Consider the following 23,772-nt stretch of genomic DNA (forward strand, 5'->3'; position numbering starts at 1 on the left):
AGTTGACCGGGCGCATTAGGTCCGGAGGGGTCCGGGAAGAACGGAGCACGAGTGTGCCGGAAAGACTGCGTGAAAACAAGAGTCTGGTGGCGGATCCGGTCGCCCGGGTCCGCCTGGCTGGCCGGGAGGTCAGGCGCCCACGCCCGGGCGCGCCGCAAGCGAGTGAACGGCCTGCTCGCACAGCTCGGCAATGATCTCGCGGGCGGGCTGCTCGCAGGTGATCAGCCCCACGCTCTGCCCCGCCATGATGGAGCCGTTCTCCACGTCGCCGTCGATGGCGGCACGCTTCAGGGCCCCGGCCCAGAAATGCTCGATCTCCATCTGGCCGGCCTTCTGGTCGATCTCGCCGCGCTCGAAACGGGCCACAACGTCCCGCTGCTTTTCCATGAAAAGGCGGGTGCCCTCGTTGGGCAGGGCGCGCACCGGGATGACCGGGAAGCGCTCGTCGATCTGGAGCGTGGGCATGGCATCGCGGGCGCGACCGCGGATGAAGGCCTGCTTGAAGTTCGGGTGGGCAATGCACTCGGTGGCGCAGACAAAGCGGGTGCCCAGCTGGACCCCGGAGGCGCCCATCTCCAGGTAGGAGACAATGGCCTCGCCACGGCCGATGCCGCCGGCGATAAACACGGGAACGTCCCGGATTTCCGGCAGGATTTCCTGGGCCAGAATCGAGGTCGCCACGGGGCCGATGTGGCCGCCGGCCTCGGTGCCCTCGATGATCAGGGCGTCCGCGCCGGTGCGGATCAGCTTCTTGGCAAGGGCGAGGGCCGGGGCAAAGCACAGCACCCGGATGCCGCCGCTCTTCAGGCGGCGGATGGACTCGCCCGTGGGCAGTCCCCCGGCCAGAACCACGTGGGAGATGTTCTCCTCCAGGCACACGGAAATGAGGTCATCCAGATCCGGGTGCATGGTGATCAGGTTGATGCCGAAGGGCTTCAGTCCGCCCGAGGCCTCCATGAGGGCCCGGGTCTCCCGGATTTCGGTGCGCAGGATCTCGGCGGGCATGGAGCCGGCGGCGATCACACCGAACCCGCCGGCCTGCGAGATGGCGTTGACAAGGTTGCGTTCCGAGATCCAGGACATGGCGCCGCCAAGAATGGCGACCTCGCATCCGAGAAACTCACAGCCCCGGGCCCAGAGGGCGTCCAGTCTTTCCCGGGCCTGTGCCTGTGTGGCCGCATCCATCGTTGTCATGGTTTCCATCCTCTTCCTGATCCGATCCGGGTTCCGGTTTTTTACTGTGCGTCGAGACCGTAGGCGGAGTGGAGCGCGCGCACGGCCAGCTCCATGTACTCCTCGGCGATCAGCACCGACACCTTGATCTCGGAGGTCGAGATGGTGAGGATGTTGATCCCCTTTTCCGACAGCGCCCGGAACATGGTCTGGGCGACGCCCGCGTGGGAGCGCATGCCCACACCGATGACCGAGATCTTGACCACGTTCTTGTCCGCCTCGAGGCGGGCGTAGCCGATGTCCTCCTGGCCCTTCTCCAGCACCTTGAGGGCGCGGGGCAGGTCGGTCCGGGGCAGGGTGAAGGTGATGTCCGCCGTGGTGCCGTCCGCCGAGACGTTCTGGACGATCATGTCCACGTTGATGTTGGCGTCCGCGAGAGCGCCAAAGACCCCTGCCGCAACGCCGGGACGGTCCGCGACGGACAGAAGGGTGATCTTTGCCTCGTCGCGGGAGTAGGCGATACCGCTAACGACTTCTTTTTCCACGATTTCATCCTCGTCGCACACAAGGGTTCCGGGGGTGTCCGAGAAGCTGGAGAGAACCTGCACCCGGACATGATACTTCATGGCAATCTCGACCGAGCGGGTCTGGAGCACCTTGGTGCCCATGGACGCCTGCTCGAGCATTTCCTCGTAGGTGATCTTCGAGAGCTTGCGGGCATGGGGAACAATGCGGGGATCGGTGGTGTAGATCCCGTCCACGTCCGTGTAGATGTCGCAGCGCTCGGCGCCCAGTGCGGCCGCGAGGGCAACGGCGGAGGTGTCCGAGCCGCCCCGGCCCAGCGTGGTGACCCGGTTGTCCGAGCCCAGCCCCTGGAAGCCCGCGCAGACCACGACCTGGCCCTGGTCCAGCCTCTGGCTCACGACGTCGGTGTCGATGCCCAGGATGCGGGCCTTTCCGTGGGCGTCGTCCGTATGGATGGGGATCTGCCAGCCCTGCCAGGAGCGGGCGTCCACGCCCAGGTCCTGAAGGGCCATGGCCAGAAGGCCCGAGGTGACCTGCTCGCCGGTGGAGACGACCGTGTCGTACTCGCGCGCGTCATAGAGTTCCGAGACGGAATCACACAGGGCAACAAGGCGGTTGGTCTCCCCGGCCATGGCCGAGACCGTGACAGCGACCTGATCGCCTGCGTCCACCGCTTTCTTGACCCGCAGCGCGACGTTTTTGATCCGCTCGACATCGGCCACCGAGGTGCCGCCGAATTTCATGACGATTCGCGCCATTGTTCGCTTCCCGTTTGTTTTTCAAACCGCAGGCCCGGCGGGTGTGTCCCTGGCCGGTCCGGCCGCCACGCGCACAGGAGCCGTGCGGCAGATGGTTGTGTAAAGCACTCCACCCCTGAACGCAAGCCGGGATGATTCTTCCGCCGTGCAGCGTGTGCGTTGCGCTGCACGGGGTGTTTTTCCCTCAGGCACAGAGCCTGTGGGGCGTCAGAAGGCCGTTGGTCTCCAGCGCCTCGAGCAGATTGCCCCCGGTGAAGAGAAGGCCCGGAATACCCGCGGCGCGGGCGGCCTCCATGTCCGTGTCCCGGTCCCCGACGAGAAGGCTGCCCGTCGTGCGAACGGGCCAGGACTCCATCAGGTCCAGAAGCATGCCCGGAGCGGGCTTGCGCCAGGGATGCACCCCCCGGTAGGCGGGAAGGGTGGCCTCGGGATGCCAGGGGCAGTAGCGCCAGTCGTCCACAAAGGCCCCGTGGCGGTTCAGGGTCTCGCTCATGAAGCGGTGCAGCGTGCGCACGTCCTCCTCGCCGTAGTACCCCCGGGCCACGCCGGCCTGGTTGGTCACCACAAAGACGTAGTACCCCAGCTCGTTCAGACGCCGGACTGCATCAATGGCGCCGTCCATCCACTCGAGGGTGTCGGTGCGGTACTGGTAGCCGTGGTCCACGTTCAGCACCCCGTCCCGGTCCAGGAACACGGCGGGCCTGAGGGGGCGCCCCGGATGGGGGGAGCCCACAAGGTCCGGGCAGGTCCGAACGGTGCGGGCGTCCAGGTGCGATCCGGCGCACGCGACCGTGACCAGACGGTCAGCCGGGCCGGTGGCTGCGGCCGTGGGGGTATCGGCAGGGTTGGTGGTCACGGAGGTCGTAGGGGCGGGTGTGCCTGTCGGGTGGCCGAGCAGGTCCGGGTGGGTCTCGACGGCGGCGCGTCTCAGAACCCAGACCCCGCCGTCACAGCGGGAGCCGGGGGCCGGAGGCGTGTCCGGGCCTGCCTGTCCCTCGGGTGCCGGAAGGACCGCGCGCACACCGGCCACCTCGGGCGGGCAGTCCGCCAGACGGGCGGCCAGAGCCCGCCAACTGCCGTCCAGCCAGGTGCGGCCGTCCAGAAACAGGAACGTTTCGTCAAGGAGGGGCAGGGCGCCCCTCAGAGCCCCCTGGAGCCCGAAGGCATCCGGCGTGCGGTTTACTGTGACGCTGACGCCGAAGCGGGCGCAGGGCTCAAAGCGGGCCACGTACTGTTCCGCTGCCCCGGGCAAATCCCGCTCCAGAAGCACGATATCATCAAAGCCCTGGCGAGCCGCCTCCGCGATGAGAAAATCCACCAGAGGCCGCCCGCTGTCCGCCCCGTCCGTCCGGTCCGGGGTTTTCGGGGCCGGGGAGGTGCCGGTGGCGGGAGCCAGATCCGGATCCGGGCGTTCATCCAGGGCGATAACGCACTGGCGGACGGGGGGTGTGTCGGCGGGAGGGAGGGTGTGCTGCTGCATGGCCTGTATCAAAGAGGGAACCGGAGTGCGGGCGGGCGGCGGTCCGGGGAAGCGTGGCGCCTAGATGAGCTTGAACCGGCGGTCGTTGATGACGGCACCCACCACGTGGAAGTTGGCAAGCGCGTCCCGGCACCGCTCGAAGTCCTCAAGCGTTGTGCCTCCGTCCCTCAGGACCAGGAGCACCGCGTCCACATGGGGCAGAAACGCAATGGTGTCGGCCTGGGTGAGCAGGGGAGGCATGTCGTAGATCACAATGCGGTCCGCATAGCGGTTTTTCAGCTCCCGGGCAAGGGCGGCCATCTTGGGCGTCCCCAGGACTTCGGAGGAGTCCTCCAGGGGATGGGTGATGGGCAGAAGCCTCAGGCGCTCGATATCAAGGCCCACCATACAGTCCGGCACCTGGGCGTCGCCCTTCAGGTAGTCCCCCAGGCCCAGTTCCGCGTCAATCCCAAAGTTCCTCTGGACACTGGGATCGCGAAGATCCAGGTCCACCAGAAGAACCGTCTGGTTCACGTCCTGGGCAAGGCTGAGGGCCAGGTTCGCGGCAATAATGGACTTGCCGTCGCCGTAGACCGGGCTGGTGACGCCCAGGGTTCGGGCGCCGATGCGGCCCATTTCCTGCATGACCTTGGTGCGCAGGACACGGAACAGGTCCGCGTTCCGGTCCTGGAGGCGCCTGGAGATCAGGCGGTTGGCCTCGAGCTGGGTATCGGAGATGTGGAAGATCCGGCTGCGTCGCACCGGCGCGGGAAGGCTTCCCGGGTCGTCCCCGTCAACCGGAAGCGTGCCGTCCGGGTTCGGGGTTCCGCCCTTCAGAAGCTCACCGGCGCCCCCGTGCTCGGATGAAAGCCGGGCGAGGCGCTTCTGGCGTGCTTTTTCCAGAGCTCTGGTCAGTTTGTCCATGGCAATCCAAACAATCCGTTTCTGTCTGCCGGCGGGAGGGAGCCCGGGTCCGGCAGGGGGCGAGGGGACGGAGCGCCGTGGTCCCGGGCAGGGGGCGGCGCTTCGTCCCGGTATCGCTAGTAAATTCCGAACTTCCGCAGGAGCAGGGTCCAGGCGACCTCAAGCGGCATGATCAGCAGGTGGAAGCTGCCCAGCACCACCGTGATGAAGGCGACGGTGGCTCCGGCAATATACAGGAGGTGGCGCTTGCGGTTCTGCCTTTCCCGTTCCGTGTAGAGGTAGGGAATGGAGACAAGCGGCAGGGTGCCTGTCAGGCGGTAGTAGTGGTTCTGCCCGTTGATCACGCTCGACAGGATCTCGATGACGAAGACCGTCCCGATGCCCGACAGGGTGGCGAGAAAGATGCCGGCAAGAAGAAGCATTTTCCGGCCCGGCGAGGTGTCCGTGGGCAGTTCCGGCGGGTTGATGACCACCAGGCGCTCGCCCTTGTGGTCGGCCTCCATCTTCTCGCTCATTTCGGCGCTGAGCTGCCGGGCTCTGAGCTCCCGGTAGGCGATCATGGTGTTCTCGTAGTCCCGGGTGAGGGCGGAGAACTCCTCCTCCACCTTGGGGATTTCCGCGATGGAGCGTTGATACTCCTGGATCTGGCGCTCCAGCTCCGTGCGCTGGTCCAGAAGCGGCGCAAGGGAGGCCTCGGTCGCCTGGATCTGGGAGACGATCATCAGATAGGTGGGGTTGTCCGCGTCCTGCACCATCTCGTCGGTCATGCTGGTGGCGCGGCTGGTCGCGATCTTCTGCTTGAGCTGGGCAATCTGCCCCTTCAGGTTCTGGATGTCCGGATGATCGGGGGACCGGGTTTCCTCAAGGATCTTGAGCCGGGTCTCGGCGTCGATCAGCCGGGACTGGAACTTGGAGGTGTCCTGGCGCGGCCGGGTCGGGCGGACCTGCTTTTGCAGCAGCTGGATCTGCTTCTCGACCCGGATCACGTCCGGGTGGCGTTCGCTGTACTGCCCCTTGAGAATGGCCAGCTGGGAGCGCAGGGCCTTGAGCTGGATATCCGGGGAGGTCAGCACCTGGCCGTCCATCACGGCCATGGAGTAGGGCTGAACAAGGGCCAACTGGCCCTTCAGGTCGCCGCGCTGTTTCTCGAGGGAGGAAATCCGGGTGTTGACCTCACGGAGGCTTGATTCCGTCGAGGCCAGCATCTGCTGGTTGAAGGCCAGGGACTCGGGCCGGGCATTCGGGTTCCGGGCACGGAACTCCGCGATTTTCTTGTCCTGCTCCTCGAGGGTCTTTTCGAGGGCCGTCACCTGGTAGGCAATGAAGGCATTCGTCTCGGTGGCCTGGACCCGGCGCTGCTTCAAATCCTCGTCAAGGAACCGTGAGATCAGCTCGTCGGTGGTCTGCTGGGCCTTCAGCGGGTCGTCGTAGGCAAATGTCAGGTTGAAGGCGATGGCCGACAGCTGTCCCGCCGACGCCCGCTGGGCCGCGGTCGGGTTCGCGAGGCTCGTGCTGACCATGTCGAGCTGGATTTTCTTGCGCATGTCCGCAGCCACCTCGGCCAGCGGCATTCTCTTGCGATCCTCGGGGTAGAGGTTCAGCTTGTTGATGACCTCGATCAGCCCGGAGGTGGAGGTCACGCGCTGCTGGATCTGGTTGATCCGCTGGTCCGCCAGGGCCTCGGCCATGCGGGCCGCCCCGTCAAAGGTCAGGGAGGCAATGTTCTCGGCGATTTCCGGGCTCTGGATCTGGACGGTGACCGTACTCTTGTAGCGGTCATAGTTCAGTGTGAAGACAAACGACAGAATCAGCACAAGGAAAAAGGAAACTGTAAAATATTTCCAATTCCGAGTCAGTATGGAGATATAGTCTTTGACCCCCATTTCTTTCATGGTCGGGATTTTCCTTGGAGTGCGGCCCGCCCCGCCAGGGGGGCTGCCGCAAGATGTTTCAAATACAGGACCGCTGGGGCGCGGTTTACCAGTCGATGGACAGCTCGGACGGGCGGTAGGTCAGTTCCAGAAGGAATGCATTGGACGTCGCCGTGTCCTTGATCAGGTCCGTGGACTTTTCCGAGTACCGGTAGCTGCCGATAACGGAGAAGTCACGGGACAGCTTGTACGACACGTGGGGTGACAGCGACCACACATTCGTGCTGTAGGTTCCTCCGGCGGTCGGAGTTTCGTAAAGCCGGTACCGGGCGTCCAGGCCCAGCCGGATGCGCTCGCTGACGTAGTAGCTGGAGTTCATTCCGAAATCCGTTGTGTCACTCTCGTATCCTGATGCCGTGGCGTTGGGATAGCGCCGGGCCCAGGCATCCACCATGACGTCCTGGGTCTTGTAGAACAGGGAGGCGTCAAACGACATCTCCCAGGTGTTCACCACCGGCTCCTCCCAGAAGTAGAGTTCCGACTTCGGCATCTTCCGGTAGCCACCCAACTGGATCCCCGCGCTCAGGGTTTCCGAGAACTGGTGACGCCAGCCCAAAGACATCCCGACGTTGTCGACACTGGAGCTGCGACCGCTTGTTGTTTCGTAGCGGCTGCCCTGGAAGCCGACCGTGGCCGTGTTCTTCTGGTCAAGCATCCTGCTCCATGTAAGGTTGATCGAGTACTGATTGTAGTCCTGATACCCACCTTTTTTTTCGTAGGTCGAAAACAGGGCGCTTCCGTCCAGGCTCAGTTGGTCGCGTTCTGTCAGGATTTTGGTGAAGCTCGGCGCGAGGGCCACCAGTTCGTGCTGGATTCCGCTCACGATATAAATGTCACCCGAGTTGAGCTCGCTGGTTCGGGTTGTGTCGTGGTCATAGCGGACACTCATGCCCGCCGACCACGTCTCGCTGCCCGTCCGTCCATTGACGTCAACATGGGCGTCGGTGGAGCCGTAGCCTTTCCGGTTATAGATCGCGTTGGATACCTTCAGGGCCGCGGACAGGGCGCTGGTGGGGGTTTCTGCCGAGAGCTCCACGCGCGGGGTTGTGATCCAGCCGGTCGTTGACTCCGGGTTCTTGTAGCGCAGGAGGAGGTTCGAGTCGTGCTCGAACTTCTGGCTCACGCTGGCCCGGATGTTCCGTTTTGCCGCCTCGGCCGGTCCGGGGATCAGGATGCAAAGCGCGCACGCGGCGAGCCACAGCGGGCCCGATGTCCGCCCCCGGAGTGTCTGAGTGTCGTTCAAACGGTCTGCAGGCATCATGATGGATCTCAACTGGTCTCCCGCTCCTTGACCGGGGCCCGGGTGTGTGGTCGGGCCGGGTCCGGTCATTTGCGGGGCAGGTGCCGAAGGGATTCAGGTCGGAAAACGGGCCGTGTCCGGTGTGGGGCGTGCGGGCCCCCTACCGGGAGAGCGTTGCGGCCCCCTAGAAAAGGAGACCCGCGGTCGGGACAACGATCACGTCCCCGGGCTTCAGGACGATGTCCTGGTCCAGGGACCGGCCCCGGATCACGTCCTTGTAGGGGAACGGGAAGGAGACCTCACCGTCGCTGGTGCGACGCAGGACGATGATGCCACCCTCGTCGGCAAACGGTGTGACGCCGCCGGCAATGCTCAGGGCCTGCATGACCGTGATATTGCGGCTGTTCACGATTTCGCCGGGTTTGTTCACCTGGCCCACCACGTGATACGCGTGGCCGAGGGGCGCCTTGACGCTGACGGTCACCTCCGCGTTCGGGATGTAGACCTTCAGCCGGTCGCGGATCTCGTCGCGCAGGGTGTCGGGCGTCTTGCCCCGGGTGCTGAGCTCGCCCACAAGCGGAAACGAGATCTGGGAGCTGGGCAGGACAAGGACTTCCAGGTCCAGCTTTTCCTCGCCCCAGACCGAGATCTGGAGCACGTCACCGGGTGCCAGGAAGTAGGAGGAGCCCGGAACAGCGCTCGGCTGGTGGCTGTCCACCGGGGCGGAGCGGCCCGCGGTTCCCGCGTCCGTCTGGGCCGGCGCCGGGGCGGAGGGCAGGTAGGAGCACGCAGCCAGGGCCAGACCCAGGAAAAGAGCGCCTATCGTTCGTGTCGTCATAACCGTCCCCTCTTGCGTTCCATACAACTGTGAGGCTTCCTGATCGCGGACAATGCCGGCCGGTGGGAGAGGCCCGGGCGCCGCAGCTCCGGCAGGGAACCGGTCCCCGTCCTGTGCGGGGGGAACCCGTCGTGCGGAGACTTCGCCCCTGCCGCCGGTAAACTCTGGATTCAGTATATCGTCCACCCTTTAACCGGTTCTTAATGCACAATTCCCGTCGGGGGTATTTCCCGATCCCCGTGACGGTTCCGCAGAACCGAATTTTGCAATGCCTTCCTGCAAAAGGAAACCCCTGTTTTGGGATCGTTCCGGGAATGGGGTGCCATTATTCCGCCCGGCTGCGGTGTTCCGGGGTGATTTGCACGCCCTGCACAGGTCTTGCTGTGGTTTTCCCGCTAGGCGAGCGCAGTCTCCGGGCAGGGTCCGCACGGGGGCGGCCGGGGTGCGGCTCTAGCGCAGCGACAGGATCTCGCCCGACGCCTCGACACGGTTGTTCAGGAAGAGCCGGGGCTGGATCCGGACCACCGCCGTGCGCCCCTTGCGGACGTCCTGCAAAAGGGGATCGCTGTTTTTCAGCGAGACCCGGACGCCCCCGACGCCGGCCGGGCTGGCGCCGATCACCACGAATGGTGCGCCGTTGGCTCCGAACGCGATGTCCGTAACCGTGCCCCTGACAATCAGGGGTTGCTCCATGTACATCTTGCGGGCCCGGACGTCGTCGCGCTCGAATTCCTGGACCAGCTGAAACGGGGTGACGGTGTAGGCCAGATACCGGGCCAGCGCCGGGTTGGCCGCAGCCATCGACCCCCGGACCTCAAGAATCTGCAGGGACGGGGAGCCCGCCGTCTTTTCCACCACGCAGACCGGAACGCCGTCCGGGTAGCCCTGGCCCGTTTCGTAGAACGCGAATTGGGCCTCCCTCTCGTCGCGCAGGAAGGAGGGCAGCAGACGGGTGGTCGCCTCACCGTAGAACTCGGCCGGCCGGTCTGTCATGTCCCCCGAGACCTCCACAAGGACATAACGGCCGTCGATGGACTGGGCCACCTTCGCGGTAATGCCCAGACCTGTGTCCTCGACCCTGTCCGGGCGGCCCGGGGGGAAGTGGATATGGGGGGCAATCTGGTGCCAGCCGACCGCCAGGGTCACAAGCAGCAGGAGCGAGAGCAAAAACACGGCGCGCCGGTGTCTGGCCACAAGGCCGGGGCGGGGCACGGGCGAGGCCGGCTCCCGGGCCGGTGCGGTCATGCTGTCGGCGTAACCGGGCAGGATTGTGCCGGGCGGAAAGAGGCGCCGTGCCATGTCCGGCGACATCCCGGCCAGGGCGGGGAGCCCCTGGTCCCCCGGGGGCACGACCGGGGTGATGAACGGATACACCGGGCTGCGCTCTCCGCCCGCGGTCCGATAGAGGGCCCGCGCCTGGTCGCTGCCATAGAGGGGCAGCGCCTCCGGTGCCGGGGGCGGGCCGTGCGTGACGGCGCTGCCGGCGGAGCCGCCGGCAGGCGGAAAGGGTGCACGGGCGGTGGCCACGGGAAGGGGAAGGGGCCGCACATCCTCGTAGGCGAGCCGGGTGTCCCCTCTCGCGGTTCCCAGGGACTGCAGGACAGCGGACAGGCTTCCGGGTGTCGGGTCTCCCGGGGCGGCGTCCGCGGTCGGCGGCAGGACCGGTGTGCCCCAGGGTGTCAGTGGGACCGGCTCCGCAGGCGGGGGAAAACCCGGAACCACCGCAGCAGACGTCTGCGCGAGGCCATGGGGATAGGGCGGGTGCCCGGCGCCGTACGGCGCGTCACGGTGCTGTGGTGCCGGTGTGGGGCCCGTTCGTGCCGGGGGCGCATCAACTGCCGTCTCACGGTGGCCGGGCTCCGTGTCGTTGCCGGGGCCTGCGCGGTGTCCCGGCGGCCGGGTGCGGGTGTGCTCCCTCCCGGCCTGGAGCCGGCCCCGGGAGGCACGGGGTGCCGTTTCGGCGGAATCCGTCCGGCCCGTTTCCGGAGGGTGGGGGCGACGGTCCGCACCCGGGCGGGTGGGCTCTCGGTGAGGCCGGGGTTCTGTGGGGGAAGCCCGGTCCGGCGGGAGGGGAGGGAGGTCCTCCAGGGTGCGGGAGATGCTTCGGGTTGCGCGGCGCGCAATCATGCGGGCCAGCAGGTCTCCGGATCCGGCGTCGGAGCCGGGCTCTGGGACGGGCGGCGTCAGATGTGGCGGCGGGGGCATCGGCCGGGCCGGGGACAGGGGGCGCGCGGCCCGGGGTGCCCGGCCGGCTGCGGGGTCCGCCGGTACCGCACCGGGTGTCGGGCGTGCGTGGGCGCTGTGCTGGCGGCCCGGGGTGTCCCGGCGGGCGGGGGCTCTCTCCGGGTCCGGAGCCGGGTAGAGGTCCGACAGGGGCCGGGCCATCTGGCGCGGCAAGGGCTCGTGGGGGGAGAGCTGGCGGCGGGACGTCTGATGCGGTGACACCTGATGCGATGACGTCGGGCGCGGTGGCGCTCGGTGCGGGTAAGGCCGGGGTGCGGGGCTCCGCTGAGCCTGTGACTGCCAGGTGTCTCCGTCCTGCCCACCGGTGGGTGCAGCGGACGGCTGGGCCCTCACCTGAACCGGCGCCCGGGCTGGGGCGCGGGCCTGCACCTGATCCGGCGCCCGGGCCGGGGTCTGCACATGAACCTGCGCGTGATCCTGAGCAGGGGCCAGGGTCTGGTCCCCGAGGGCGTACCGGTATGTCATGCGATCAAGAACCGTGCCGCCCGACGCACGCAGGGACGCCCCGCAGCCCGTGCACCGGGGCTGCGAGTCGGAAACGGCCGTTGCGCAGTAGGGACAGGTTACCCGTGCCATGGATCGCCGTTCTCCGGCACTCCTTTCTCGCGTGTCTGGCGGTCCGGTCAGGCGGGGCATGTCCACAGCCGGGCAGAGGGGGTCTCCGAGCCGACGTGCAGCCCCCGGGCGACCGTGTCTCCCGGGCGCCTTCGCGCTCCGGGTGTTCCCCGCGGGTGTCCCGCCAATTGTACCGGGAACGGACGCAAAATTGGACAGAAAATACAACCCGGAAGCGGGGAATGTTGGGCGGCTCGAGATCCTCGGGGCGATCCTGCCGGGGCAGCGGCCCCCGGGCCGGCGTGGAACGTCCGTACCCGGGGCGTCCCGGGATGCGTGTTCCCGGGGCCGGCAGGATGTGCGCACAGGGCATTGGCCGCCGTACGGGTGTCGCCCGTGGCAGCCCGAAAACAAAACCCGGGCCGTGCCGTGCCCCGTCCCGCGCCCCCTGGGGAGGTGCACAGCGGCCCGCCGCCTTTTTCCTTGTTTTTCTGCGCTTTAACGGCGTTTTCCGGACACCGGGCCGGTCCGCGTCCCGGTACGGTTTTTGCACATGGACTTCGGCACATCTCTTGAAAGGCGGCTGCCAAAAATGGATACTGGTCTCATTCGCATGTAAACGGAGGCGAGAGAACCCCATGCACCGCTACAAAGGAGACGCCGTTCCCGGCCTTTCGGGGAGCGATACGCTTTTTGCCCGTCTGAGAACCGCCTGCAAGCCGGAGTGGGACAGCTATGTCCGGCACGTTTTTGTCAGCTCGCTGGGCGAGGGCGTGCTGCCGGAGAGCTGTTTCCAGCAGTACCTCAAGCAGGACTACCTGTTCCTGATCCACTTTGCCCGCGCCTATGCCCTTGCAACCTACAAGTCCGAGACCCTGGACAGCATGCGCGACTCCGCGTCCGCCATGGCCGTCATTCTCGACGAGATGAAACTGCACGTGAAGCTGTGCCAGCGCTGGGGAATCACGGAAAAGCAGCTCCAGTCGCTGCCCGAGGCCCGCGCGACCCTGGCCTACACGCGCTATGTTCTCGAGCGGGGCGTGAGCGGGGACATCCTGGACCTTCACGTGGCCCTGAGCCCCTGCATCATCGGCTACGCGGAGATCGGTCTCTCGCTTCAGCCCAGCGTGCATCCCGACCACCCCTACCGTGAGTGGATCGAGACCTACTGTTCGGACGGGTTTGTCGGTGCGGCGAAGGAAGCGGTTGCCCGCCTCGACCGCCTGATGGAGGAGCGCGGCGGTCCCGGACGGATGCCCGGGCTGATCCGGACGTTCCGCGAGGCCACTCTCCTGGAAGCGGATTTCTGGCAGGCCGGGCTTGATGGCCACTGATGTCGGCGGGGCCTGAATGGCGGGCCCGGTTCACTCCACGTTTGCGGACACGGGCCGGCCCGAGGGCGGGCCCGTTGCCGTTGCCCTCTCCGGGGGTGTTGATTCCGCTGTGGCCGCGGCTCTGCTGAAGAGCCGGGGGTATGAGGTGTTCGGCCTGACCATGCGCCTTCTCGATGACTCGGGAACCATCGCGCAGGACGCGGCCGAGGTGGCCCGGGTCCTGGGAATCGGGCACCATGTCATTGACCTGCGCGATGTGTTCTCCCGCGAAGTGATCTCCCCCTTTGCGGAGGCCTATGTTCAGGGCCTCACCCCCCTGCCGTGCGCGCTGTGCAACCGCTCGGTCAAGCTGGGGCGCCTTCTGGAGGAGGCGAGGGCCCTGGGCGCGGACCGGCTGGCCACCGGCCACTACGCGAAGCTGGAGGGTCCGCCTGGCGATATCGGGCTGTGGCGGGCCCGGGACGAAAGCCGGGACCAGAGCTATTTCCTGTTCACCCTGCCCAAGGAGCGTCTGCCGTCGGTGATGTTCCCTCTGGGGGACTTTCCCTCGAAGGCCCGAACCCGGGAACTGGCCCGCAGCTTCAACATCCCGGTTCACGAGCGGGCGGACAGCCAGGATCTGTGCTTTTCGGCCAGCGGGCGCCATGCGGATCTGGTCATGCGCCTGCGCGCCGATGCGGTCCGGGGGGGCGATATCGTTGACGAGACCACGGGCAAGGTGGTGGGGCATCACCGGGGCCTTTTGCACTACACCGTGGGGCAGCGCCGGGGCCTGGGGCTGGGCGGCCGGGGCGATCCCCTCTATGTGACCCGCCTTGAGGCTCCGGAGGACGGCGGGCGCGTGTTTGTCGGTCCGGCGGAGAAGCTGGAGCGGCTCCGGTTCGATGTCCTCGAGCCCAACTGGCTGGGGGAGGGCGCTTCGCCGCCGTCCGGGCCGTTCCGGGTGTTTGTGAAGATCCGCAACCTTTCGCCCCTGGCGCCCGCCCGGGTGCTCTGGAGCGCGGACGGAACCCGCGCCCGTGTCGAGATGGACTCCCCCCTGCGGGGCGTGGCGCCCGGGCAGGCCGCGGTCTTCTATGATTGCGTTTCGGCGCAGAGGGTGCTGGGGGGCGGCTGGATTGCCCGCACCTCGGACCCGCAGTGAGGCCGTCGCGCGGGCTTGTGTGCGTGTCCGGTGCTGGGACGAACCGGTGTTCGGTGTTCGGTGTTCCGCCGGTTCCGCTCCTGGTCCTGGGGCGGGATCGGACCCGGGCCGGGCGTTCCGGGGCGCTTGCGGGCGCCGGAACAGGGCACGGAAAACCGCTCCGGGGCGAGCGGGGGCACGAAAAAATACATTCATGCTGTAACAGGCATTGACAGGGGTTTTTCCCTCCGGTAGATAGAGCGCCACGCAGCCGGGGGCACCCGGAACGGGCCGGACCCGGGCGGTGGACAGGCGGTCGAAAGACAGGCCGTGGCCATACCGAGAAACCGGTCACAGCGGCGGAGTAGCTCAGTCGGTTAGAGCAGCGGAATCATAATCCGCGTGTCGGGGGTTCGAGTCCCTCCTCCGCTACCATTGAAAAGGACGTCACCCTGGTGGCGTCCTTTTTTTGTGCGTTTCTTCCGGATCGGGCGGGCGGGACTTTGGCCCAGCCCCATTTCCGGACCGTGCCCGCGCAGGCTCGGGCGTCGTTTCTGTCCGTGCGACCGGGCCCTGGCCCTCCGGCCCGGAGTGCCTTCGGGGCGGATTTCCGCGAACCGGAGTTCCGGACAGGTCCGGTATACCCGCTTTTCCGTATTCTCGTTGCGGATTGAACAACAGGCGTTGTTTCCCGTAGCAGGTTGCCTGTATAATCCGGCCACACCCCCCTGCAGTCTGTAGGCGAAAGAGTTTGTTCCGCCGGGTTCTGGACCCGGTCCACGACGAGAGACACACATGCGCGAACGCGATCCCATTGAGGTTTTTAACAATACCCTGATTCCCATGGTCGTCGAGCAGACAAACCGGGGCGAGCGGTCCTATGACATCTACTCCCGCCTTCTGAAGGAGCGGATCATTTTCCTGACCGGTCAGGTGCATGATTCGGTGGCGAGCCTGATTTGCGCGCAGCTTCTCTTTCTCGAGTCGGAGAACCCGAGCAAGGATATTGCGTTCTATATCAACTCGCCGGGCGGTGTTGTGACGTCGGGTCTGGCGATCTACGACACGATGAAATACATCCGCTGCCAGGTCTCGACGGTGTGCATCGGCCAGGCGGCGTCCATGGGATCGCTGCTGCTGTGCGCGGGCGATGCGGGCAAGCGCTTTGCCACCCCCAACGCCCGGATCATGATCCACCAGCCCTCCGGCGGGTTCCAGGGACAGGCCTCGGATATCGAGATCCAGGCCCGCGAGATCCTGGCCCTGCGCGAGAGGCTGAACCGCATCTACGTCAAGCACACGGGCAAGGCTCTCGAGGACATCGAGAAGGCCATGGACCGTGACAACTACATGACCGCGGAGGATGCCCGGTCGTTCGGTCTGATCGATCAGGTGATCGAGAGCCGCGCGGCCGAACCCGAGGCCCCCGCCGACAAGGACGAGTAGGGACGGCGCCGGCCCCGGGCCGGCGATCCCCCTCTTCCGGTTTTTCTGCGGACGGTCCGGCGTTTTTGCACGATTTGGCCCTTTATGGGCGCTTTTACATTGTGCTTCCGGACCGCGAGCGGATACGATACCTCGGGCCCCGTGTGGACGCAGATGTGCACAGGTTGCATGTGTGACACTCCGGCGGCCCCGGCGCGCAGCCTTTTGAGGGCGGGTCTTGTCTGGCGCGGTTGCAGACGCCATCTTCAGGAAAGCCGGACACCGAAACGATCAGGAGACGATCCAACATGCCGCGTTCGACAGGCGGAGATTCAAAAAACACGCTCTACTGCTCTTTTTGCGGAAAGAGCCAGCACGAGGTCCGCAAGCTGATTGCGGGCCCCACCGTGTTCATCTGCGATGAATGCGTCGAGCTGTGCATGGACATCATTCGCGAGGAAAACAAGTCCTCCATGGTGAAGACCCACGAGGGCGTGCCCTCGCCGCGGGAAATCATGCAGGTTCTCGATGACTACGTTATCGGCCAGTCCCACGCGAAGAAGGTGCTCTCGGTTGCCGTCCATAACCACTACAAGCGCCTGAGCAACCAGGGGCGGTCCTCGGACGTCGAGCTGGCCAAGAGCAACATCCTCCTGATCGGGCCCACCGGCTCGGGCAAGACCCTCCTTGCCCAGACCCTGGCCCGCATCCTGGACGTGCCGTTCACCATGGCCGATGCCACGACCCTGACCGAGGCCGGCTATGTGGGCGAGGACGTCGAGAACATCATCCTGAAGCTGCTCCAGGCCTCGGACTACAACGTGGAGCGCGCCCAGCGCGGCATCGTCTACATCGACGAGATCGACAAGATCTCCCGCAAGTCCGACAACCCCTCCATCACCCGGGATGTCTCGGGCGAGGGTGTGCAGCAGGCTCTCCTGAAGATCATGGAAAGCACGGTGGCCTCCGTTCCTCCCCAGGGCGGGCGGAAGCATCCCCAGCAGGAGTTCCTGCAGGTGGACACCACCAACATCCTGTTTATCTGCGGGGGTGCGTTCTCGGGGCTGGAGAAGATCATCTCCGCCCGGGGCAAGGGCTCGTCCATCGGCTTCGGAGCCGAGGTGCGCGATCCCGAGCGGCGCCGCACCGGCGAGATCCTTCGCAAGGTGGAGCCCGAGGATCTTCTGAAGTACGGCCTGATCCCAGAGTTCGTCGGGCGCATGCCGGTCCTGGCCACGCTCGACGACCTGGACGAGACCGCGCTTGTGGACATCCTGACCTCGCCGAAGAACGCGCTTGTGAAGCAGTACCAGAAGCTGTTCGAGATGGAGGACACGCACCTGACGTTCACGGACGAGGCGCTCCATTCCATTGCCCAGAAGGCCATTGCCCGGAAAACCGGCGCGCGGGGCCTGCGGTCCATCATGGAGGGTATCCTTCTCAACACCATGTTTGATCTCCCCTCCCTCGAGGGCGTGGATGAGATCGTGGTGAACCGGGAGGTTGCCGAGGGGCGCGCCGCTCCCCTTTATATCTACGCTGACCGGTCGCAAAGCGGCGACGGAACCGGCGGTTAGGTGCCTTGACGGTCCCTGAACCAGACGTCCCGGGTTTCGCAAGGCCCCCTTTTTTTAAAAAGGGGGCCTTGTGTCCTGGCGGTGTTTGGTTTTCAATCACAGATGTCATTCATGATCTAATGAAAGGATAGGCTTTGGGCACCGGCTCTCCTGTCTCCCTTCCGATGCTGCCGCTTCGGGACATTGTCGTTTTCCCTCATATGATCGTCCCGCTTTTCGTCGGGCGCGAGAAGTCCGTTCGCGCGCTGGAAAAGGTCATGAATGAACACAAGCAGGTGTTCCTGGCCACCCAGAAGTCTGCCGGAGACGAGGATCCCGGCCCGGACGGCATCTACGAGATGGGCACCATCTCCACGGTTCTTCAGTTGCTCCGCCTTCCGGACGGCACGGTGAAGGTGCTGGTCGAGGGCATGCGCCGTGCGCGGATCAGCAGGTATCTGGACTCCCCCGAGTGCTTCGAGGTTGAGACCCAGGAGGTTTCCGACGAGGCCGGGGAGGAACGTGAGGTCGAGGTGCTGGCACGCTCCGTTGTCAGCCTGTTCGAGACCTACCTGAAGCTGAACAACGATCACGGGCAGCGGCCCGAGCGCAAGATCCCTCCCGAAGTGATGGTCTCCATCAACCAGATCGAGGATCCGGCCAAGCTCGCGGACACCATTGCCTCCCACCTCGTTCTGAAAATCGAGGAAAAGCAGAAGATTCTCGAATCGACCGCCGTCTCGGCGCGCCTCGAGATGGTCTACGGGGCCATGGAGGCGGAGATCGGCCAGCTTCAGCTGGAGAAGAAGATCCGCACCCGCATCAAGCGCCAGATGGAGAAGACCCAGCGGGAGTACTATCTGAACGAGCAGCTCAAGGCCATTCAGAAGGAGCTGGGCGAGGGCGAGGACGGGCGTGACGAGCTCCAGGAGCTGGAGGAGCGGATCGAGAAATCCCGCCTGTCCAAGGAGGCGAACGAGAAGGCCATGGGCGAGCTGCGTAAGCTCCGCAACATGAGCCCCATGTCCGCCGAGGCCACGGTGGTGCGCAACTATCTGGACTGGCTGACCGCCATTCCCTGGAACAAGCGCACAAAGATCAAGAAGGATCTGGAGGCCGCCCGCGCCATCCTGGATGCGGACCACTATGGCCTGGAGAAGGTCAAGGACCGGATCCTGGAGTACCTGGCCGTCCAGATGCGCACCGGCAAGAACAGGGGCCCCATCCTGTGCCTGGTCGGGCCTCCGGGCGTCGGCAAGACCTCCCTGGGCAAGTCCATCGCACGGGCCACGGGCCGGAACTTCGTGCGCGTGTCCCTGGGCGGGGTGCGTGACGAGTCCGAAATCCGCGGGCACCGTCGCACCTACATTGGCTCCATGCCCGGCAAGATCATCCAGGGCATGAAAAAGGCCAAGACCATCAACCCGTTCTTCCTGCTCGACGAGATCGACAAGCTGGGGGCGGACTGGCGGGGTGACCCCTCGTCGGCCCTTCTCGAGGTTCTGGATCCGGAGCAGAACGGCAGCTTCAACGACCATTACCTTGAGGTGGACTACGACCTGTCCGACGTGATGTTCGTCACCACGGCGAACTCCATGCGCATGCCGGCGCCGCTGCTGGACCGGATGGAGATCATCCGCCTGTCCGGCTACACCGAGGACGAGAAGGTCGAGATCGCCCGCCGCCACCTCATCGACAAGCAGATGAAGGCCGCCGGACTTCGGGACGGGGAGTGGTCCATCACGGATGACGCCCTGCGCGACCTGATCCGCACCTATACCCGGGAGGCCGGTGTCCGGTCCCTCGAGCGGGAAATCGCAAACCTCACCCGCAAGGCCACCAAGGAGATCCTTCTCCACAAGGGCGAGGGCAAGAAGGCCATCGAGGTGAACCGCGACAACCTCGAGACCTACGCGGGCATTCGCAAGTATCGCTTCGGCGAGGCGGAGCAGGACGATCTGGTGGGCGTGACCACCGGCCTGGCCTGGACCGAGGTCGGGGGCGAGTTGCTCTCCATCGAGGCGGTCATGATGCCCGGCAAGGGCGCGGTGACGCTGACCGGACAGCTGGGCGACGTGATGAAGGAATCGGTGCAGGCCGCCCGGTCCTATGTCCGCTCCCGCGCCGTGTCCTTCGGCATTGCGCCGCCCCTGTTCGAGAAGCGTGACATTCACGTCCACGTCCCCGAGGGCGCGACCCCCAAGGACGGGCCGTCGGCTGGCGTCGCCATGTGTACCTCCATCGTGTCCGCCATGACCGGTGTGGCCGTGCGGCGCAACGTGGCCATGACCGGCGAGATCACCCTTCGTGGCCGTGTCCTGCCCATCGGCGGGCTGAAGGAGAAGCTTCTGGCGGCCTTGCGGGGCGGAATTACGGTGGTCCTGATCCCGAAGGAAAACGAGAAGGATCTGGCCGAAATTCCCGAAAACGTGAAAACGGGAATCGAGATCATTCCGGTGACCCATGTGGACGAGGTGCTCCAGCACGCGCTGACTCGGCCTCTTGTTCCGATTGAATGGGCCCCGGAAGAGCCTCTTTCAGGCGAAAAGTCGGAAAAAATCGATGGTGATGTCATAACCCATTGATTTTTGCTCAAATTCGATTTTTTATTGTTTCTGGCCACCCTCCATCGCCGGAGGTTCTCCCGGAAACAGGTAGGCCGGAGAGTCGGGTACACCAAAGAGGATCACTTGTCCGCACGGGGCATGACAGGACAGGAAAGACCGAGTACCCGGCTCGGGACGAAATTGCAGACCATATCACCCAAATGGAAAGGGAGTTTCTCTCGTGAACAAAAATGACCTGATTGCCGCTGTCGCCGAGCGCAGCGAACTGTCCAAAGCGGACGCGACGAAAGCGGTGGACGCGGTGTTTGATGCCATTACGGATGCCCTCAAGGCTGGCGATGAGGTTCGTCTCATCGGCTTTGGCACCTTCGCGGTGTCCGAGCGTGCGGCATCGACCGGTCGCAACCCCCGCACGGGTGAGCCGATCGAGATCGCTGCCTCCAAGCAGCCGAAGTTCAAGGCCGGCAAGGTTCTGAAGGACGCCCTGAACTAAAGAGTGGAATGGAGCAGGCTCCTGCTCCTGGCCGGTTGCTTCTTACCTCCGAGACAGGGCAGGGCGTATCTGTCTGCCCCTCGTCTTTGTTGAAGCAGGCTGGCTGTTTTTACAGGCCCGGCTCGGGTGGTCCATCGGATGGTGGACCGGCCCTCCGGTGCAAGGCGTTCAGGAAGGGAAGCGTCAAGCTCCCTTCCTTTTTTTGTGTGTGCCCGGAGGGGCAGCGCTGTCGGCAGTCGGCTGTCGGGAGTGTCTCTCTCACTGGCCTTGCCGCGGGCGGGCCTCAGGGCACTGGGCAGGAGCGCCGGCCCAATGGCGTGTCGGTCCACGCACGGCAGGCCGTGATCCGGTCTGCCGGGGATGCGCTCACGGCGCGGGGGTGTCCGGTCGGCGCGGGGCGGCCCCGGGGGCGGGTGACAGGCCGGCTCGGGGGGCTCAGGCGGTCCCGGCGGAATCGCCGGAGGGCGGCACCTGTTTCCCGTACCGGACGGCGGCGTACAGAACGTAAAGAAAGGACAGGCCCCGGACCAGCGTGAAGGCGATGGTCGTCCACGCAAGCGCCTGGAGCGGCGTCTCCCACGGGATGAGGAACAAGGTGCCCGTGCGGACAAGAGCGGCGACGAGCTCGCTCCAGAAATTGTAGCCCTGGAGCCTCAGGACGGGGAGAACGCCCGTGATGGGGAGGCTCCACATGCTCAGGGCGACCCGCAGCGCCAGGATGATGGCGTAGGGGCCGGCCTCGCGCCACCGTTCGCCATAGACGAAAGCGAACAGGTCGTCTCCCGCCACCACCAGAACCAGTGTGCCGGCCACCGCCAGAAGGCCCAGAAGGGTGCTCAGTTTCAGGATATAGGCGGCGGCGGTGCGGCCCAGGCGTGCCACCGTCCGGTAGACCATCATGCGGATGGAATCGATGACAACCGTGGCGGGGGCCGAGATGGAACGGGCTGCCAGCCAGAACATGGCGACCGCGCCGCCGTCCGCGGGAAACAGGAAGGCGAGCGAGAGGGGGATCAGGGACTCGCTGATGATTGAAATCAGGTTTTGCGGCAGGGTGTACAGGGGAAAGTCCCGGTTCCGGCGGAACGCCTTGCGGGCGTCGGCAAACGTGGTTCGGATCGCGGGCAGGGCGCCGGTCCGCCAGGCCAGCCCGAAGACCAGGCCCAGCATCAGAAGCTGGGAGCAGGCGAGCGCAAAGGGAAGGCGTCCAAAGCCCACCCCGAACGCCAGGACCATCATCTGTGTGGCCGCAACGGTCGTGGGTCGAAAGAAGCTGAGCAGCGCAAGGGAATGGAAGCGGTCGGCCCGGGCAATGAGGCTCGAGACGATCCGGATGCCTCCGGATGCCGCCTGCGTTGTCAGAAGCATCAGGGTGAGGACAAGCGCGCGCTCCGATGTGATCGGGTTGAGGGCAAGGTAAAAGGCCGCTCCGGCGGAGCACACAAGCGAGACCGGCAGGATGACAAGCCATGCGGCTCGCGCGAGGGCGGCGGCGTGGTGCGGCTTTTTCTCGTAGACCAGCCCCGAGTCCAGATGCAGGGTCACGCACACCTGAAAAATGCTGAACAGGGTAAAGACAATTCCGTACTCGCTCAGCTGCTCCTCGCTGAACGCCCGGGAGACGACAATCATGGCCCCCAGAAGAAAGATCTGGCCGAAGCTGGCACCGGCGATGGACAGCAGCCGGGGATCCCTCAGGAGTCCGCGAGGGGTCATGACCGGTGCCTCCGGATCGTCGGTGCACAGGGGAGGCGACGCAGATGTCTGGGGGATGTGGGGCGTGTCATGAACCCGGTTTGTCCGTGCTATGGAAAACACTGGGGTGGAACTGGACGGTAAACCCCGGAGTGTAGCCGCCGGCCTGTGTGGGGATCAAATCGTTTTCCAGGATGTGTCCGGAGGGGGAATGCCTGTTCTCAGGTGGCGTGTCGGTATCGGGTTGCAATAGTTTGATTTTATTATTTTTATGTTGAGTTCTGGCGGTTTGCCCTGTCTCCCTGTCTCCCTGTCTCCCTGTCTCCCTGTCTCCCTGTCTCCCTGTCTCCCTGTCTCCCTGCGGAGTGCGGGGGCTGTCCCGGCGGGCGCCTGCGTCCGGCTTTTGCGCCCGGCCGGGTGGTGAGGTCAGTGAAAGGCCGGGTCGGTCTGCTGGCGGCCCGAGGGGGGCTCCCAGGGATGGTTTTCGGGCATGACCAGAAGGGGGCGCCGGAGAATGGGCCGGGTTTCACCGGGCTCGATCCTGAGACCGTCACAGATGTAGTAGCCCTTCTTGCCGGATCCAAGGGTGTAGGGCGGCCGCTCCGTCCCCTCCGGAGCCGGGTTCCACAGGGCGGAGACCGTGTCTCCCCTGCGGGTGTAGACCATCTCGATCATGCCGTTCGGGAGGATATTTTCCCGCACGAATGTGGCCCCCCGGAGAAAGGAGGCGGCATCGGTGAACCCGCACAGGGAGGGCTTGGGCCTGTAGTCGAAGTCAAGGAGCCCGAAGACCGCCTCGAGGGTATGCTTGTCCTGAAGCTTGTCTTTCAGCTCGTAAATCCAGACCCCCCTGATGAAGTCCAGCTTGGGCATCCACAGCAGGAGCTGGGCGGTGTGGTCGATGCGCCCGGTCACGGTGAACCCGCACGGTCCCACCGTGTCCGGCCACCCGGTCTCGGTGACCAGGATCGGGACATCCTGTCCTCCGGTCTTTTCGCGCACGAGCGCGCCCAGAGCCTGGAGGTTGTTGATGACGAGAGCCGCGCCGCGCTTTTGCGCCCCCGCGCAGTGGGCATAGACATGGACGGACAGGGCGTCCGCGCCGTCCAGAACGCCACGGTCAAGGGCCTCCCTCACCCAGTCCAGTCCCTTGTCCAGGCTGAAGGCGCCCACCACGATTTTGGCGTTGGGATTGGCCGCCCTAACGGCCGGGATTGCCGCGCGGGTCAGGGCCACGTAGCTGGCTGCGGTGCCGTTCTTCCGGTCCGCGGGGAAGGTGCCTCCGCCGATGTCCCATTCGTTCCAGAGCTCAATGTAGGGCGAGGGGCTGTAGGCGGCAGCCATCCGGGCCGCCGCCGCCGCCCGGGAGGCAAAACGGCCTATGGCCTCGGGCGTGGTGGGAAACTGGCCCTCGTTGGCGCTCCGGTTCGAGGCAAAGACAACCGCAAGGATCCCGGTTCCCCGGGGGAGCCCGTCGAGAAGGTCTTTCACCGGTGTGAGCCCCGAGGGGAAGGCCGTCCCCCGTTCCGGCAGGATATAGCCCGGGGCCTCGGACCACACCATCTCGGTCCGGATGGACTCAAAGCCCAGGGTCCGGAACCAGGACAGGGTGTCCTTGATGACATAGCCGTACCCGTTTCCCGGCCCTCCCCGAAAGAGCTTCCGAACCCCGAGGTTGGTGCCGTGATGGGTGTTGACGCCCAGAAGGTAGGGCATGGGCTCCCGTGTCTCCTGCGGTTTGACGGGGCCCGGCGCCCTGTTTTGGGCCGGAGGGGCCGCGCAGGACGCTCCCGGAAGAACGGCCGCAAGCACGGCGCAGAGCAGCAGAACAGCTCCGGGGCGCGGGCCCGGAGCGCGTCGGAGGAATTTTCCAAAAAGCCGTCGGGGCATGGGCAGGTCTCCTGGAGCCGGCGGGAACGCGGACGGGGCAGG

The 23,772-nt window shown here is 65.6% G+C and carries 15 protein-coding genes, 1 tRNA gene and 1 pseudogene; 7 read left to right on the top strand and 10 right to left on the bottom strand.

Translation table 11 applies throughout. The features are described 5' to 3' along the window. Positions 1–129: 129 nt before the first annotated feature. From IHV25_RS04715 to IHV25_RS04750, 8 genes are all read right to left on the bottom strand, one after another. Complete coding sequence (locus tag IHV25_RS04715) at positions 130–1,203, bottom strand: NAD(P)H-dependent flavin oxidoreductase (protein WP_420825413.1); 1,074 nt, start codon at positions 1,201–1,203, stop codon at positions 130–132. A gap of 32 nt (positions 1,204–1,235) precedes the next feature. Further along, entirely contained in the window at positions 1,236–2,456 is a 1,221-nt protein-coding gene (locus IHV25_RS04720; protein ID WP_192533946.1) for an aspartate kinase, read from the bottom strand. Positions 2,457–2,640: 184 nt separating this feature from the next. Further along, complete coding sequence (locus tag IHV25_RS04725) at positions 2,641–3,936, bottom strand: HAD-IIIA family hydrolase (RefSeq protein ID WP_192533947.1); 1,296 nt, start codon at positions 3,934–3,936, stop codon at positions 2,641–2,643. A 60-nt stretch (positions 3,937–3,996) separates the two neighbouring features. Next, the gene (locus tag IHV25_RS04730; RefSeq protein ID WP_192533948.1) at positions 3,997–4,839 is read right to left on the bottom strand and encodes a CpsD/CapB family tyrosine-protein kinase; all 843 of its coding nucleotides are present in this window, start codon (positions 4,837–4,839) and stop codon (positions 3,997–3,999) included. Between the two features lie 116 nt (positions 4,840–4,955). After that, positions 4,956–6,731, bottom strand: coding sequence for a GumC family protein (locus IHV25_RS04735; protein WP_192533949.1), 1,776 nt, complete (start codon positions 6,729–6,731; stop codon positions 4,956–4,958). A gap of 85 nt (positions 6,732–6,816) precedes the next feature. Then, positions 6,817–8,031, bottom strand: a complete 1,215-nt coding sequence (locus IHV25_RS04740) for a porin family protein (protein ID WP_192533950.1) — start codon at positions 8,029–8,031, stop codon at positions 6,817–6,819. Positions 8,032–8,194: 163 nt separating this feature from the next. Next, on the bottom strand, positions 8,195–8,848 hold the full coding sequence (locus IHV25_RS04745) for a polysaccharide biosynthesis/export family protein (RefSeq protein WP_192533951.1): 654 nt from the start codon (positions 8,846–8,848) through the stop codon (positions 8,195–8,197). A gap of 450 nt (positions 8,849–9,298) precedes the next feature. Continuing rightward, the gene (locus IHV25_RS04750) at positions 9,299–10,147 is read right to left on the bottom strand and encodes an OB-fold protein (RefSeq protein ID WP_192533952.1); all 849 of its coding nucleotides are present in this window, start codon (positions 10,145–10,147) and stop codon (positions 9,299–9,301) included. A 2,138-nt stretch (positions 10,148–12,285) separates the two neighbouring features. Here IHV25_RS04750 and IHV25_RS04755 point away from each other — a divergent pair. The 7 genes and pseudogenes from IHV25_RS04755 to IHV25_RS04785 all read left to right on the top strand — a co-directional run. Continuing rightward, on the top strand, positions 12,286–12,981 hold the full coding sequence (locus tag IHV25_RS04755; RefSeq protein ID WP_192533953.1) for a TenA family protein: 696 nt from the start codon (positions 12,286–12,288) through the stop codon (positions 12,979–12,981). 16 nt (positions 12,982–12,997) lie between these two features. Further along, on the top strand, positions 12,998–14,125 hold the full coding sequence (mnmA, locus tag IHV25_RS04760; protein ID WP_192533954.1) for a tRNA 2-thiouridine(34) synthase MnmA: 1,128 nt from the start codon (positions 12,998–13,000) through the stop codon (positions 14,123–14,125). Positions 14,126–14,462: 337 nt separating this feature from the next. Next, positions 14,463–14,539 (top strand) — tRNA-Met (locus IHV25_RS04765). A gap of 360 nt (positions 14,540–14,899) precedes the next feature. Continuing rightward, positions 14,900–15,550: an ATP-dependent Clp endopeptidase proteolytic subunit ClpP gene (clpP, locus tag IHV25_RS04770; RefSeq protein ID WP_192533955.1), complete on the top strand. Its 651-nt coding sequence runs from the start codon at positions 14,900–14,902 to the stop codon at positions 15,548–15,550. Positions 15,551–15,837: 287 nt separating this feature from the next. Continuing rightward, the gene (gene clpX, locus IHV25_RS04775; protein ID WP_192533956.1) at positions 15,838–17,106 is read left to right on the top strand and encodes an ATP-dependent Clp protease ATP-binding subunit ClpX; all 1,269 of its coding nucleotides are present in this window, start codon (positions 15,838–15,840) and stop codon (positions 17,104–17,106) included. 164 nt (positions 17,107–17,270) lie between these two features. Then, on the top strand, positions 17,271–19,670 hold the full coding sequence (gene lon / locus IHV25_RS04780) for an endopeptidase La (protein WP_192533995.1): 2,400 nt from the start codon (positions 17,271–17,273) through the stop codon (positions 19,668–19,670). 175 nt (positions 19,671–19,845) lie between these two features. Then, a pseudogene (locus IHV25_RS04785) lies at positions 19,846–20,145 on the top strand (HU family DNA-binding protein); the annotation flags it as partial. A 435-nt stretch (positions 20,146–20,580) separates the two neighbouring features. Here IHV25_RS04785 and IHV25_RS04790 read toward each other — a convergent pair. Continuing rightward, complete coding sequence (locus IHV25_RS04790; RefSeq protein WP_192533958.1) at positions 20,581–21,861, bottom strand: lipopolysaccharide biosynthesis protein; 1,281 nt, start codon at positions 21,859–21,861, stop codon at positions 20,581–20,583. 405 nt (positions 21,862–22,266) lie between these two features. Continuing rightward, positions 22,267–23,556, bottom strand: coding sequence for a cellulase family glycosylhydrolase (locus IHV25_RS04795; RefSeq protein WP_192533959.1), 1,290 nt, complete (start codon positions 23,554–23,556; stop codon positions 22,267–22,269). Between the last annotated feature and the right edge of the window lie 216 nt (positions 23,557–23,772).

Origin of the sequence: Phaeovibrio sulfidiphilus (assembly GCF_014861485.1) — a bacterium.
Lineage (GTDB): Bacteria > Pseudomonadota > Alphaproteobacteria > Rhodospirillales > Rhodospirillaceae > Phaeovibrio > Phaeovibrio sulfidiphilus.

Coding starts and splice junctions, on each gene's coding strand:
- IHV25_RS04715 (WP_420825413.1), bottom strand. CDS start 1,203: ATGGAAACCATGACAACGATGGATGCGGCCACACAGGCACAGGCCCGG.
- IHV25_RS04720 (WP_192533946.1), bottom strand. CDS start 2,456: ATGGCGCGAATCGTCATGAAATTCGGCGGCACCTCGGTGGCCGATGTC.
- IHV25_RS04725 (WP_192533947.1), bottom strand. CDS start 3,936: ATGCAGCAGCACACCCTCCCTCCCGCCGACACACCCCCCGTCCGCCAG.
- IHV25_RS04730 (WP_192533948.1), bottom strand. CDS start 4,839: ATGGACAAACTGACCAGAGCTCTGGAAAAAGCACGCCAGAAGCGCCTC.
- IHV25_RS04735 (WP_192533949.1), bottom strand. CDS start 6,731: ATGAAAGAAATGGGGGTCAAAGACTATATCTCCATACTGACTCGGAAT.
- IHV25_RS04740 (WP_192533950.1), bottom strand. CDS start 8,031: ATGATGCCTGCAGACCGTTTGAACGACACTCAGACACTCCGGGGGCGG.
- IHV25_RS04745 (WP_192533951.1), bottom strand. CDS start 8,848: ATGACGACACGAACGATAGGCGCTCTTTTCCTGGGTCTGGCCCTGGCT.
- IHV25_RS04750 (WP_192533952.1), bottom strand. CDS start 10,147: ATGGCACGGCGCCTCTTTCCGCCCGGCACAATCCTGCCCGGTTACGCC.
- IHV25_RS04755 (WP_192533953.1), top strand. CDS start 12,286: ATGCACCGCTACAAAGGAGACGCCGTTCCCGGCCTTTCGGGGAGCGAT.
- mnmA (WP_192533954.1), top strand. CDS start 12,998: ATGGCGGGCCCGGTTCACTCCACGTTTGCGGACACGGGCCGGCCCGAG.
- clpP (WP_192533955.1), top strand. CDS start 14,900: ATGCGCGAACGCGATCCCATTGAGGTTTTTAACAATACCCTGATTCCC.
- clpX (WP_192533956.1), top strand. CDS start 15,838: ATGCCGCGTTCGACAGGCGGAGATTCAAAAAACACGCTCTACTGCTCT.
- lon (WP_192533995.1), top strand. CDS start 17,271: ATGCTGCCGCTTCGGGACATTGTCGTTTTCCCTCATATGATCGTCCCG.
- IHV25_RS04790 (WP_192533958.1), bottom strand. CDS start 21,861: ATGACCCCTCGCGGACTCCTGAGGGATCCCCGGCTGCTGTCCATCGCC.
- IHV25_RS04795 (WP_192533959.1), bottom strand. CDS start 23,556: ATGCCCTACCTTCTGGGCGTCAACACCCATCACGGCACCAACCTCGGG.